11 protein-coding genes are annotated in these 13,040 nt (G+C 39.0%); 6 read left to right on the forward strand and 5 right to left on the reverse strand.

All coding sequences use genetic code 11. The features are described from left to right. Nucleotides 1-2 precede the first annotated feature (2 nt). Nucleotides 3-1,079 carry a DUF3810 domain-containing protein gene (locus DUT70_RS17605; protein ID WP_113648679.1) on the forward strand — a complete coding sequence of 359 codons (1,077 nt, stop codon included), beginning with the start codon at nucleotides 3-5 and terminating at the stop codon, nucleotides 1,077-1,079. Between the two features lie 61 nt (nucleotides 1,080-1,140). On the opposite strand, the gene miaE is transcribed toward DUT70_RS17605, so the two are convergent. Then, a complete protein-coding gene (gene miaE, locus DUT70_RS17610) occupies nucleotides 1,141-1,722 on the reverse strand; it encodes a tRNA-(ms[2]io[6]A)-hydroxylase (protein ID WP_113648680.1) in 582 nt (193 codons plus the stop codon). 177 nt (nucleotides 1,723-1,899) lie between these two features. Here miaE and DUT70_RS17615 point away from each other — a divergent pair, with 177 nt between their 5' ends. The 4 genes from DUT70_RS17615 to hscA all read left to right on the forward strand — a co-directional run bounded on the left by DUT70_RS17615 (nucleotide 1,900) and on the right by hscA (nucleotide 6,374). Further along, nucleotides 1,900-3,126 carry a glycosyltransferase gene (locus tag DUT70_RS17615; RefSeq protein ID WP_113648681.1) on the forward strand — a complete coding sequence of 409 codons (1,227 nt, stop codon included), beginning with the start codon at nucleotides 1,900-1,902 and terminating at the stop codon, nucleotides 3,124-3,126. 20 nt (nucleotides 3,127-3,146) lie between these two features. Further along, complete coding sequence (locus DUT70_RS17620; RefSeq protein ID WP_113648682.1) at nucleotides 3,147-3,497, forward strand: hypothetical protein; 351 nt, start codon at nucleotides 3,147-3,149, stop codon at nucleotides 3,495-3,497. A 68-nt stretch (nucleotides 3,498-3,565) separates the two neighbouring features. Then, on the forward strand, nucleotides 3,566-4,414 hold the full coding sequence (locus DUT70_RS17625; protein ID WP_113648683.1) for a hypothetical protein: 849 nt from the start codon (nucleotides 3,566-3,568) through the stop codon (nucleotides 4,412-4,414). Between the two features lie 100 nt (nucleotides 4,415-4,514). Continuing rightward, nucleotides 4,515-6,374, forward strand: coding sequence for a Fe-S protein assembly chaperone HscA (gene hscA / locus DUT70_RS17630; protein WP_113648684.1), 1,860 nt, complete (start codon nucleotides 4,515-4,517; stop codon nucleotides 6,372-6,374). A 51-nt stretch (nucleotides 6,375-6,425) separates the two neighbouring features. On the opposite strand, the gene DUT70_RS17635 is transcribed toward hscA, so the two are convergent. Beyond that, entirely contained in the window at nucleotides 6,426-6,872 is a 447-nt protein-coding gene (locus DUT70_RS17635; RefSeq protein WP_113648685.1) for a DUF2059 domain-containing protein, read from the reverse strand. 108 nt (nucleotides 6,873-6,980) lie between these two features. On the opposite strand from DUT70_RS17635, the gene DUT70_RS17640 reads away from it, so the two are divergent. Next, complete coding sequence (locus tag DUT70_RS17640) at nucleotides 6,981-8,279, forward strand: hypothetical protein (RefSeq protein WP_113648686.1); 1,299 nt, start codon at nucleotides 6,981-6,983, stop codon at nucleotides 8,277-8,279. Between the two features lie 349 nt (nucleotides 8,280-8,628). Here DUT70_RS17640 and DUT70_RS17645 read toward each other — a convergent pair whose 3' ends face one another. The 3 genes from DUT70_RS17645 to DUT70_RS17655 are packed head-to-tail and all read right to left on the reverse strand — an operon-like array spanning nucleotide 8,629 to nucleotide 13,021. Next, entirely contained in the window at nucleotides 8,629-9,087 is a 459-nt protein-coding gene (locus DUT70_RS17645; protein WP_113648687.1) for a hypothetical protein, read from the reverse strand. A 23-nt stretch (nucleotides 9,088-9,110) separates the two neighbouring features. Then, complete coding sequence (locus DUT70_RS17650) at nucleotides 9,111-10,169, reverse strand: tetratricopeptide repeat protein (RefSeq protein WP_113648688.1); 1,059 nt, start codon at nucleotides 10,167-10,169, stop codon at nucleotides 9,111-9,113. Continuing rightward, nucleotides 10,169-13,021, reverse strand: a complete 2,853-nt coding sequence (locus tag DUT70_RS17655; protein WP_113648689.1) for a T9SS type A sorting domain-containing protein — start codon at nucleotides 13,019-13,021, stop codon at nucleotides 10,169-10,171. Before DUT70_RS17655 ends, DUT70_RS17650 begins: the two co-directional genes overlap by 1 nt. Between the last annotated feature and the right edge of the window lie 19 nt (nucleotides 13,022-13,040).

Consider the following 13,040-nt stretch of genomic DNA (forward strand, 5'->3'; position numbering starts at 1 on the left):
AATTGACAGCTGTTAAGCATATACGCAACACGACTTTTGTCCTGTTAGCACTCACACTTATCATTTTTGTTTTAGGACTTTATCCTAAAGTAATTGAAAACTATTACAGCGAGCTCATCTATCCTGTAATTTCGATGACACAGCGTTCCATTGCTTCGTTTTTCCCTTTTGCCATTGGCGATTTGCTTTATACTTTGCTGATTATTTACGTCATTAAAGAGATAGTAACCTTCCTCAGCAAAACAAAAAAAGATAAGGATGCCTATCTATTTTTTGCCTTAAGGGGCTTGAACTTTTTGCTCATCATCTATATTTCTTTCAAGGTTTTGTGGGGCTTAAATTATGCTCGTCCCCAAATTAACGAACAACTTCAAATTAGTAAAAAGCCTTACCAAAAAGAGCAGCTTTTGCAGTTGAGCAGTTTGTTTATCGACAAATTAGAGAAGCTAGGCAAAGCAATTGGCGACACTACAGCTAATTATAACATAGCAGAACTACAGGACCATGCAGCCGTTAGTTATAACAAATTGGCGGTGAGACAACCCTTGTTCGAATACAAATACGATGCGGTTAAACCAGTAGTTAGTGGCTGGTTGACGAGTAAATTGGGTATAGAAGGTTATTACAACCCTTTATCTGGCGAAGCCAATATTAATACCAAGCTTCCCAAATTTGTTTTGCCTTTTGTAGTTTGCCACGAAATGGCACATCAAGTGGGTGTCGCCCGTGAAGATGAAGCTAATTTGGTGGGTTATTTGGCGGCCATTCATAGCGAAGATATCCAATTTCAATACGCTGCTTATTATAACATGCTAAGGTATTTGCTGTTCGAAATCAGGATGAAATACCCTGAGGATTACAATACCCTCATTACCCAGATACCGCAGCAGGTGATGGATAATTTTAAGCAGGAAAGAGAGTTTTGGGCAAAATACAACGGCTCTATGTCGGTTTACATAGGCAAAACCTTCGATAAAATCCTAAAGCTTAACAACCAACAAAAAGGAATTAACAGCTACCAGGATATTGTACTTTGGTTAGTGAATTACCATGAAAAAGAATTGGCGGCTCTCAATTGACAGTTTTCAGTTCTACGTGCAAATAAATAATGCTAACTGAGAATTGTAAACTGAAAACTGGTTATCCGTGTATCGCTTCTTTATTACCGTAGCTTTTGATGAGGTTTCCTTCAAATTCCAGCCATTCTTTCCAACGTTTATCCACGTCAACATCAATAGTGTACTTGCGTGCAAAGTTTAGGAAAGTAGTGTAATGTGTCGCTTCAGAAACCATCAACTCATGGTAGAATTTGGCCAATGCTTCATCTTTAATATTTTGCGACAAGACCCTGAAACGTTCGCAACTACGGGCTTCAATCATGGCGGCAAACAATAACCTGTCAATAAACGCTTGGTTACGGCTACCGTCTTTTTTGCTGAACTTTACCAATCGTCCTACATAATCATCCTTGCGCTCGCGGCCCAAGGTGTAACCACGCTCCTTAATGATGTTGATCACCATTTGAAAGTGTTCCAATTCCTCTAAAGCAATGGCCGTTAGTTCATCCACCAAATCCTGATGCTCCGAGTTTTGCGTAATTAACGTAATGGCATTACTGGCTGCTTTTTGCTCACACCAAGCATGATCGGTCAAGATTTCTTCTAAGTTAGATTCGGCAATATTGGCCCAACGCGGATCGGTGAGTAGTTTAAGTCCTAGCATGGCTGCAAAATTAAGAAAATAGCCACAGATGCACAGATTTTTGTTTTTGAAACTATTTTAATCTTTTCATTAACAATCATTTTTCGCTATTGCGAGCTTGGCGAAGCAATCTCTATAGATAGATAATATTTAAAACATCTGTGTATCTGTGGCCGATTAAATGCACCTTTGTAAAACATGGCGACTAGAAAAGTTTTGTTCATTGGCTTGGTTTGGCCAGAGCCCACGTCTTCTGCAGCAGGTACCAGAATAGTACAGTTGGTACAATTATTTTTAGCCAATGGCGATGAAGTACATTTTGCCTCGGCCGCTTCCAAAAGCGAGTTTAGCTTTGATTTGGAAAATTTAGGCATTATCAATCACGACATTAAACTTAACGATAGCTCCTTTGATACTTGGCTCGCTGCTTTAAATCCTAATTTGGTGGCTTTCGACAGGTTCATGATCGAGGAACAATATGGCTGGCGAGTGCAGGAAAAATGTCCGAATGCGCTGAGGATTTTGGATACGGAAGACTTGCATTTTTTACGACAGGCTCGACAAACAGCTCTTAAAAACAAAAAAAGCCTTGCACAAATTGATTTATATAACGACGTAACGAAGCGAGAACTGGCCGCTATTTTACGTTGCGATTTGTCTTTAATCATTTCTCAAGCGGAAATGGAGGTTTTGGAAACGTTCAAGATCAATTCGCAAATCCTTTACTACCTACCTTTTTTAGAAGAAGAAATTACTGCTATTTCAAACTGGAACACTTTTGAAGAGAGAAAAGACTTGGTTTTTATTGGAAACTATTTGCATGATCCCAACTGGCAAACCCTGCAATATTTAAAAACAATGGTTTGGCCGCTATTGCGAAAAAAGCTACCTGAAGCTTCCCTACATATCTATGGGGCTTATGCTTCAGAAAAAGTAACACAACTTCATAACCCAAGAGAGAAATTCCTAGTACATGGCAGAGCTGAAAATGCCAGAACAACCATTGTCCAACATCGCATATTGCTTGCTCCCCTACTTTTTGGAGCAGGCGCCAAAGGTAAATTTGTAGATGCCATGCAAACAGGAACACCCATTGCCACCAGCAGTGTTGGTGCAGAGGGAATGGCTAATGGTTTAGATTGGGCGGGCATTATCAGTGACAATTTAGAACAACTTGTTGATGAAACTGCAGCGCTTTACAACGATCAAATCCTTTGGGAAAAAGCACAACAGAACGGCATTCAAATCATCAACCAACTATATGCTAAAAGCAAGTTTGAAGTACCATTTCTAAAACAAATCGCCCATCTAGAGGGAAATCTCACAGCGCATCGACAACAGAATTTCTTGGGGGAAGTATTGAAACATCATACCTTGCAAAGCACAAAGTATATGTCGCTGTGGATCGAAGAAAAGAATAAGTAAACAAGCATACTCGTCAAAATATGGAAGAAATCAATGAATTAGAAACCACCTTATTGAATGGTTTAGTCGAAAAATATCCGTCGTTAAGATCACACCTTCCTCACCTAAAGGTTTCCAAAAGACAAATTTCTGGTTTTAGCTTGTACGTGTATTTTTCCTATGTTGATTTTAACGAAGAACCAGAAATGATCAATAGTCTATTTAGCAATGGCGAAAAGATCATGATACCAGCGCTTAAAGAAGGTTTAAGCTATGTGGTTGATGTTACCGCAGGAATGGTTGAGCATATTGAGTTTTCCACCTACAAAGAAAAATGGGATGGCACTTTTGGAGAATATCAAATAGTGGAAAGTGAAATAGGAAATCAGTAAGCAGTCTGTCTAAAATTGTGGTTTTATGCTTAAATTAACTAAATTATAACATCTAACGTCATCTCAGCATGGTCAACGAACAAAAACAACTCGATTTAGAGAAATATCATACTATTGTATTAGCCACTATAGATTATTTAAAGGAAAGTTTAGAACGAAGTTTTATTTTTGATGGTATCGATTCTGTAGCGGAGTATTATCACGAGCAAAAAATACAAACGGAGAAAAATTTCGAGCAACGTCGGTTGGATAGACTTCAAAAAAGACTGATTAGCCTCACCAAAGGTCTACTCCACAAAGTCGACCTAAACTTCTCTACTTATATCAAAGAAAAGACTGGATATGAGGTTGATATTTTCGATGATTTGCGAAAACGTACTGAAGTCATTATTACACAAGGCAAAATCAGTAACCAAAAAGACCTCAACGATGTTTCCAATGCCTTAGAATTGTACAAGCAAATTTTAAATGAGGAGGAAAAAGTTAAAAAACTTGAAGATCTTATTGTTAAACATGCTAACGATCAATCAATCTCAAAGACACCCAATGTAACAGTCATCAAAAAAGTTGTTAAAAAACTTGATGACAACACAGAAGAAGTAACCATAACAGAATCGACAGGCCCTAAGCCAAAGCATTTCGAAGAAGAAGTACAAATTTCTCCAGATGGCAAACGTAAAGTGCGCACCACTCAATGGGCAGATAAACATCATGCGGCAACCTATGTTTCAGTCGATTTCCCAACAGCTAATGGTCCAGTTTATGGCACAAGTGGCATCAACCCGATGATTAAAGCTTGGTGGAAAGATAATTCAACCATCGTGATTGAGACCAGCAAAGAATTTCCTGCGAATACACAATATAGAAAAATCAGTAGCTTCGACGATGTGGTCACTATTGAATACATAGAGCACTAACGATCTTACTTTCTAATCAGAGCTTAAACATAACCAACCTTTTTACAACATTCAAACATTCCAATCCCCAAAGCTTACAACATTATCGTAAATTTGCCGCATGGCAAAAATATCCATCAACCTGGCAACAGGTTCATTACAACAAGAAGAAATTATTGTAGGCATTGATTTAGGCACCACCAATAGTTTGGTCGCATTTATCAATCCAGAAAAAAATCCACAGGTGATTAACGATGCGGGCAAAGGCGTATTGGTACCTTCTGTGATTCACTTTAACGAGCAAGGCGATGCCGAAGTTGGTAATGAGGCCAAAGCTTATTTAACAACCGATCCAACCAACACCATTTTTTCCGTAAAACGATTATTAGGCCGCTCTTACAAGGACGTTGCTGAACATAGTGATATTTTTAGTTACAAAGTAATTGATGATGATACCGATGCTTTAGTAAAAATTAAAGCAGGCGATAAATTCTATACCCCTATTGAGCTGTCGGCTGAGATTTTAAAAGAATTGAAAGCCCGTGCCGAGCATGCTTTAAAAACACCAGTAAACCGTGCGGTAATTACCGTACCTGCGTATTTTAACGATAGCCAACGACAAGCCACCCGCGATGCGGGAAAGTTAGCAGGTCTTGATGTGCTACGTATTGTAAACGAACCAACAGCCGCCAGTTTAGCTTATGGTTTGGGTTTAGATCCTTCGCAACAAAAAACCATTGCAGTTTATGATTTAGGTGGTGGTACTTTCGATGTTTCTATCCTTCAAATCCAAAATGGCATTTTTGAAGTGTTGAGCACCAACGGGAATACTTTTTTAGGTGGCGATGACTTTGACCGCGCCATCTTCAATTATTGGGTAGAGAAAAACCAACTTGATGCAGCAGCAGTTGCAAAAGACAACGTATTCACACAAAGTTTACGTTTGCAAGCAGAAGCGGCCAAGAAAGCACTGACTACCCAAAATCTTTATAACGAAAAATTAGGTGACATTTGGTGCACGCTCGATAAACAAACTTTTGAAAGCTTAATTGCAGCCAAAGTGCAAGAAACCATTGAGGCTTGTCAACTTGCGTTGAATGATGCATCATTGAGCATTGCAGATATTGACGAAGTGGTTTTGGTTGGCGGTTCTACACGTACGCCATATGTGAAAAAAGCGGTAAGTGAGTTCTTTGGAAAAACAGCTCACGACAACATCAACCCTGATGAAGTAGTAGCCTTAGGTGCAGCTGTACAGGCAGATATTTTAGCGGGAAATCGTTCTGATATTTTATTGCTAGATGTTACCCCTTTATCGCTAGGTATTGAAACCATGGGCGGTTTAATGGATGTCATTATTGCCAGAAATAGCAAAGTTCCTACTAAAGCTGGTCGCCAATACACCACTTCTATAGATGGACAAGTGAACATGAAAATCTCCATTTATCAAGGTGAACGTGATTTAGTGAAAGAAAACCGTAAACTGGCTGAGTTTGATTTAAAAGGTATTCCTGCCATGCCTGCTGGCCTGCCTAAAGTAGATATTAATTTCCTGCTGAATGCTGATGGTATTTTAACCGTACAAGCTATTGAATTACGTTCGGGCGTAAAACAGGAAATCGAGGTTAAACCTAGCTATGGTCTTAGCGACGAAACTGTAGAAAAAATGTTGATCGACAGCATTACCAATGCGCAAAGCGATGTAGCCCAACGTATGCTGATTGAAGCACGTAGCGAAGGGGAACAATTGGTTTATACGGCCGAACGTTTTATCGAAAAAAACAAAGCCTTACTTACAGAAACCGAGATTGCAGATACCCAAACCTATATCCAACAGGTAAATGATGCCTTAAATAGCGGCGAAAAAGATTTAATTTTGAAGAAAACAGATGAGCTCAACGAATTTACTCGCCCATTTGCGGAAAGGGTAATGGATACCGCCATAGGACAGGCGATGAAAGGCAAAAAAATAGACGAGTAAACCAAAAAAAGCCATTAGTGATAATGGCTTTTTTTAATGCTATTTGTTTTGTTATTGTTTAAATGCTTCTTTCATCATGCTTTCGAGTTCTGGCTTATGCTCTTCAATCACCTTACGCCCCATATCCATACCTTTTTCCGTTAAACTGGTCATTTTGCTGGCATATTTCTTTCCTGTTGGTGACGAATAAAATTTAGTAAGCTCATTCAATTCAGCTTCCGTAAATTCATCGGTGTACATTTTCAAAATACGGGGTTTAAGCACTTCATAAGTAAAATATTTACCCATAAATGCCGTCATTACCTGCTTAAACTTTTCCCGATACTGCTCAGGGACAGCACTAATTTGAGTGCCTAACATTGCGTCTACGACGCCATCAAAACTTGCTTTCACACCAGAAGCCTCTGCAAATTGTTCGCTAGCTTTTAAATGTTGTGCCGTTTGCGAAAAAGCAAAACTAGGCAATGCAATTAGTGCTGCAATAAAAAATCTCTTCATGTTTTAGTTTAAAAATTGGTTTAATATAGGGATATAATTCTTACGAGGAGTAAAAATTAGTAGTTTAGTAACGTAAACCTTTATACTACTACCATTCTCTTTACTACAATGAAAAAAAACATCCTTATCGCCTGTTTTTTGGCTTATTTCAGTACATCTTTTGCACAACAACGTATTGTTACTACAGACATTAAAAACTTTTGGCAAGCCTACGACCAAATTAAATTGACGACCGATAGCGCTAAGCAAGTTGATTTAATCAACCAGCACTATATTCAAAAAGGAACCCCAGGCTTAAAGGCGCTCATGCAAGTGAGAAATTACAATGCACAAGGTTTTGTAAATGCCATTAAAAACTATCCCCAGTTTTGGGCATCAGTTAGAAATAACACCTTAAAGGCCGATGATTATGCCAAGGAGATCGAAAAAGCAGTGATATTACTAAAGGAGCTTTATCCTGAATTAAAACCAGCTACCATTTACTTTAGTATTGGTGCTTTGCGCACTGGCGGAACTACACTTGAAGACAAAGTATTGATTGGTGCCGAGATTTCGATGACGGACGAAAAAACAAACACCGAAGAACTTCAAAAAGGTTTTCCACACTTACCTGGCTTTTTTAAAACCAGACCCATTGATGGCTTAGTTTTCACCAATACCCATGAATATGTACATACCCAGCAAAAAACCACTATTGGCAATACGCTCCTAACTCAGGTAGTAATAGAAGGCGTTGCTGAGCTGTTGGCCGAAAAATCCTTAAAAGTGGCCTCTCCCAATCCTCAAATAGCATTTGGGAAGGCTAATGATGCAAAAATAAAAGTGGCATTTGAAAAGGAAATGTTTTCGAGCTCAGTTGCCAACTGGCTATATAACAGTCCTAACAACGAATTTAAAATGCGTGATTTAGGTTATTACGTAGGTTATGCCATTTGTGAGAAATTCTATAACCTTTCGAAGAATAAAAAAGCAGCGATTAAGGAAATGATCGAACTGGACTATAATAAAGAAGAAGACTTAATTGCTTTTGTAGAAAAATCTAAGTATTTCGCAAAACCTTTGGCTGTTTACAAAGAGGCATTCGAAAAATCTAGGCCACAGGTAATTGGCATCAAAGAATTTGAAAATAACAGCCAAAATGTTGATGTGAATACCAAAACGGTAACCCTTTATTTTTCGCAGCCCATGAATGTTAACTCTAGAGGTTTCGACTATGGGCCAACGGGCGAAAAAAATGTTTTAATGGTACAAAAAGTGCTTGGCTTTTCGGAAGATAAAAAATCTTTCAGTTATGAAGTAAAGCTCGAACCTAACAGACACTATCAGAGTGTAGTTACAGAAAGATTTAGAAATGAGGCTGGTATTCCATTGAAGGCTTATCTGATCAATTTTAAAACAGCGGAGTAATGCGATAACAAAACTTACGAAGCTTTAAAATCTTCGTAAGTCTGAATAAACTCAAACCCATTTTGTCATTCAGCAGTTGGCAAAGCATCTATGCTATAATCTAGTTTCTGGCTTTCAACCTAAGGTAAACAACTCCATTCAGATCGAGGAAGCCATTATCCATAGGTTGATGACGTGCTGCCGGTAGCGGGAGACCGTCAACCTATGGATAACGGATTCCTGCCACTAGCGCGAAGGTTTCAACCTAACTTGGCATATTGCTTCTACGCAACACAAGACTTACGAAGTCTATTACACTACCCAAAAACCTCGTAGGTTTTAGAAACCTACGAGGTTTAAAAATAAAGCCTTACAAATATTTCGCCTCGTATTCTCTTTCGTAATTTTTAGAGATTTCCGTTACTTTCAACCATTTTGCAGTACGTAAAGATGCGCTAGATGGATAATAGGAAACCACCACTTTAACAGGCTCATTGTAGTTATCCGTACCTTCATAAATCATTGATTGAATTTCATCTTTGTCTTCAATATCAACCTTTGAGTATTTATAGGTTTTAAACAGCACTTTCTTCTTCATGTTCACAAACTTAATCACGTCCTTCCCATCGCCGTTAAGTGCTTGATAGATACCCATGGTGTTGTCCAGTTTTTCCCACTTTCGCCATTCTCCGTATTCACCATTTTCCATCTTTAATCTGGATCTTGATTTTAGTAAGTCGATAACAAACAAAGCTGGGTTTTCTTGTAAGGCAACCGTGGTTTGAATTGCTGATAGAATGACAAATAAACTTAAAATATACTTCTTCATTTGATTAAATTTTATGGTTTAAATTAAATTCTGATAGATGTTTTACCTGTACCACCACAAGAGGTGCAGCTACTGTAACTACCGAAAGAGACCGAACTAGAGCCTTTGGTTTTATAACCTCCATACACCGTAGTATGAGTTTTTCCAGACCCAAAACAGCTACTACACATTACACTCACACTTTGTTTCTGACGTTTAGGCGCTTGGTCTTTGATGTTCATTTCTTGGTTCCGCAATTTATTGGTTAATCTTTGGGCTTCTTTTTTGGCCTCTGCATGTCCCTTGTCGGCGGCTAGCAAATAGATTTTGCGAGCTATTTGATCGCTCTGTTTAGTGCCAATACCCATCTCATAAAAGTAAGCGACTATATAGGTGGCATCCCAATCGGCTCGTTCAGCTGCTTTTACGTACCAATCAAAGGCGAGCTGTTGGTTCTGTTTATCATCTCCCAGCTTGAGATAATAGGTACCCAATGCTGTCATTGCGGGGGTGTATTTATGATTTGCCGCGGCCTCAAACCATTTTATTCCCTCCTGCACAGATTTTTCCACGCCTGTACCGTTGAAATACATGATGGCTAGGTTGTTTTCTGCCTTAGCAAAGCCTTGCTCCGCTGCTTTTCTGTACCATTTTACAGCCTCATCTAAAGATTGTGGAACCGCCCGTCCTTCATCGTACATTAAGCCCAAACTATTTTGCGCCATAGCAGAACCTTGTGTTGCAGCTTTTTGATACCACTTAAAAGCTTCTTCATCGGATTGTCTTACACCCGTTCCAGCGATATAGAAACTGGCAATGTTATTTTGTGCCTGAGCATGTCCCAATTGTGCTGCCTTTAAAAAGTATTTCGCCGCTTCAGCTTCAGAAATCGCTACACCATTGCCATCCAAATAACAAATAGCCAAATTATATTGAGCAGAAGCATGGTTCATATCAGCAGCTTTACGATAGTTTTTCACCGCCTCATCGTAATTTTTCTGTTCATAAAAAGCAGTACCTGCTTTGTAAAATTCTTCGGCAGTTTGGGCTTTAACAATCAAACTGAAAAACAGTAGCGATATGAGTATGAAATGCCTCATCATTATCTTTTTACAATGATTTTATGCTGGCTAATGGTCCCATTTTGATGCACTACTTTAACTACATACCATCCATTGTTTAATGATGTAGGTAAAGAAAATTCATTCTCTTGGCTATTTATTCTTGCCAATTGTTTACCTGAAAAGTCATACACTTCAGCAAATTTCGCGGCGTCATTAGCGATGCGGAACGATTTAGTGACTGGATTAGGGTAAATAATTAGTTTTTCGGCAGCTAGCATTAAATCGAACTTCACTGTTCGAATTTCACTATATTCAAAATCTCCATTAAAATCCAACTGTTTTAAGCGGTAATAGTTGTATCCATTTGCTGGTTGTACATCTTTATAGCTATAAGTAGATAGTGTATTGGTGGTGCCTTTGCCTGCTACCGCACCAATGTTTTCAAATGATTTACCATCGATACTTCTTTCTATCAAAAACTTCTCGTTGTTTAATTCGCTAACTGTTTTCCAATTTAATATTACCTCCATAGCCGATGTTTTAGCAGTAAAATCTATGAGCTTAATGGGTAAGGTAACTGGCACATCTCCACTTGCAATACCAATCGCAAAATCAGAGAAGCCTGTGATATTTCCAGCAGTAGCCGTTACCAATCCCGCTGCTGAAGTAGCTGTGCCATTGTCTCCATAAAAGCCCCATGCCGAGGAAGAGTTATTACGTTTCAGCACCACATAATTGCGAACATCTGCCGCACCATTAGTATATCCAGTGCCTCCAAGTGTAATTGAGTAGCTTCCTGAAGCTAAGGCTACATTTGGGGTTACCGTCCATATTCCTGCATTTAATAAAGAAGTTACGGCTTTACCACCTGCGGTAGTATTAGGTACAGCACCATTGATGGTTTTACTGAAACTGGCGACAATAGTTTGAGGTCCGGAAATATTATTTAATTGGAGGCTTATAGGTGCATAGCGATCTGTAGTACCTATGGGAAATGTATAATTTCCATTGGCATTCACCTTACTTGTGAGCTTACCTGCTACATAGCTGATTGCTGAACCCCCAATAACATTGTTATTTACCACTAAGGGATACAATTCAAATGAAATATTCATGATACCTTTGGTAAGGATTAAATCGCCATTGATGGTACCTCCGTAACTTGAAGCGGTACCAATAAAATCTAACTCAATAGATTGATTGATGGGTGACGTGAAGTAGAATGCTAAACCTGCATTTTTAATGAGGATTTTACCCGTCCCAGTTGGCGCTACTGGTGCAGTTGTATTAAATGTACCAGTAAAAGTTCCAGTTTCGTTTATTTCTATGGTACCGTTATTTACGATACCAAAAGGCGCAGAAAAATTAAGTGGCAATTGCACCTTTGCTCCTGGCGCAATTTCAATTTTTGCAGGTTTTGCATTATTAGGGATAGAAGTTGGGTAATTCGGCAAGCCACCTGCAATCATTGTCTTCTTGGTTCCATCAGGAATTCCATTATCCCAATTATCAGCATCATTCCACAAGCCATTGGCAGCATTACCTGTCCATTTCGTAATTTGTGGAACTGGCGTTAACGTTTCATCAAATTGAGCAACAAATAAATCTCCAGGATAAGTACCACTTGCAGTAGCGCTATAAGTATTATTAGCAAACTTAATAGAATTACCATAACGACCACCAACGGCTATTTTATGGTTCTGTCCTATTTCTAATATATTTAATGCACCAGAGTTCCAGGCAGAACCATTGATCTCGAAAGAGTTCACCCATACATTTTGTCCGTTGCTGGCATTATATTTCATTACAAAACCCAGTGCAAATGTATTATTGGCTGGTATGTTAAACAGGTAATCCCCTATTGCTCTTGCCCCTGCGTAGCCTGCTTGATCGGTAAGTACGCTATATACAAATCCGTTTTTCACCCTAAACATAGATCCTGAAGCGAGATAAGGAGAAGCATAACTATATTTCACTGCCGTTCCATTATTGTCCAACTCAAAATACCGATTAGTACCAGTTGTTGTAGGTATTCCTTGAAAGGCTCCACCGCCACCACCGCCAAAAACAATGTAGCTTTTTCCCTGCTCATCGACCGTGTACCCCAGTTGCACCTGTATGTTTGGAATGGTTTGTATCCATCTTTTTTGCCCATTGTTATCTAACGATACAATAAAGCTCGACAAGCCAGTGGTTACTATATCTTGCCCTGCAATTTTTACGGTTGCAGCACTGGCCGTAAAACACGTAAAATAGATATTGCCTGCGGCATCCATCAAATCTTTAAAGCGTGCGCCACCATTTGAACCCGCATTGATACTTTCTACTTTCCAAATCACCGTACCATCCGTTTTGCTAACTTTAAGAATATTGGTTGCACCCTGTCCATTTTCCATCAGAATCAAGTTCCCATCGGCACTTAGGTTAATGCCGCAAATTTCATATAAAGTCAAAAACTTATTCCATAGCATATTGCCATTACTATCGTATTTTGCAAAAAAAGATCGTCCAGATAAGGTAGGTGTATCATCGGTACCTCCTATATAAAAATCACCGCTTGCATCTACTGTAATTATTTTGCTTAGCTCATTATAACCCGTAGGTGGCGTATGTCTTTTAAGCCACAAAACCGTTCCCGCAGCGTTATATTTCACTATAAAAATATCTCTGCCTGTTGGAGCTGGCAAGCTAAAAGCACCTAAGGTAATGGCTGTGCTATATTGTCCTACAGCATAAGTATTTCCGTTAGCGTCTACTGCCAAATCTGTAGGTTCGCTCGCAGGTGCAACAGATACACCCGATGTTGATACCCAATCCCAACCCGCACCAGATTGCGCAAAAGAAAAGAGGTGAACACCAATAATTAAAATAGAAAGTAGCAATTTTTTCATTTTGAAAACGATTAGAATA

This window comes from Pedobacter chitinilyticus (genome assembly GCF_003313385.1).
In the GTDB taxonomy this organism is placed as follows: Bacteria; Bacteroidota; Bacteroidia; order Sphingobacteriales; family Sphingobacteriaceae; genus Pedobacter; species Pedobacter chitinilyticus.

Bases quoted from the DNA above. Each gene is read 5' to 3' on its own strand.
- DUT70_RS17655 (WP_113648689.1), bottom strand. From the start codon at position 13,021: ATGAAAAAATTGCTACTTTCTATTTTAATTATTGGTGTTCACCTCTTT.
- hscA (WP_113648684.1), top strand. From the start codon at position 4,515: ATGGCAAAAATATCCATCAACCTGGCAACAGGTTCATTACAACAAGAA.
- DUT70_RS17620 (WP_113648682.1), top strand. From the start codon at position 3,147: ATGGAAGAAATCAATGAATTAGAAACCACCTTATTGAATGGTTTAGTC.
- DUT70_RS17650 (WP_113648688.1), bottom strand. From the start codon at position 10,169: ATGATGAGGCATTTCATACTCATATCGCTACTGTTTTTCAGTTTGATT.
- DUT70_RS17635 (WP_113648685.1), bottom strand. From the start codon at position 6,872: ATGAAGAGATTTTTTATTGCAGCACTAATTGCATTGCCTAGTTTTGCT.
- miaE (WP_113648680.1), bottom strand. From the start codon at position 1,722: ATGCTAGGACTTAAACTACTCACCGATCCGCGTTGGGCCAATATTGCC.
- DUT70_RS17615 (WP_113648681.1), top strand. From the start codon at position 1,900: ATGGCGACTAGAAAAGTTTTGTTCATTGGCTTGGTTTGGCCAGAGCCC.
- DUT70_RS17640 (WP_113648686.1), top strand. From the start codon at position 6,981: ATGAAAAAAAACATCCTTATCGCCTGTTTTTTGGCTTATTTCAGTACA.
- DUT70_RS17625 (WP_113648683.1), top strand. From the start codon at position 3,566: ATGGTCAACGAACAAAAACAACTCGATTTAGAGAAATATCATACTATT.
- DUT70_RS17645 (WP_113648687.1), bottom strand. From the start codon at position 9,087: ATGAAGAAGTATATTTTAAGTTTATTTGTCATTCTATCAGCAATTCAA.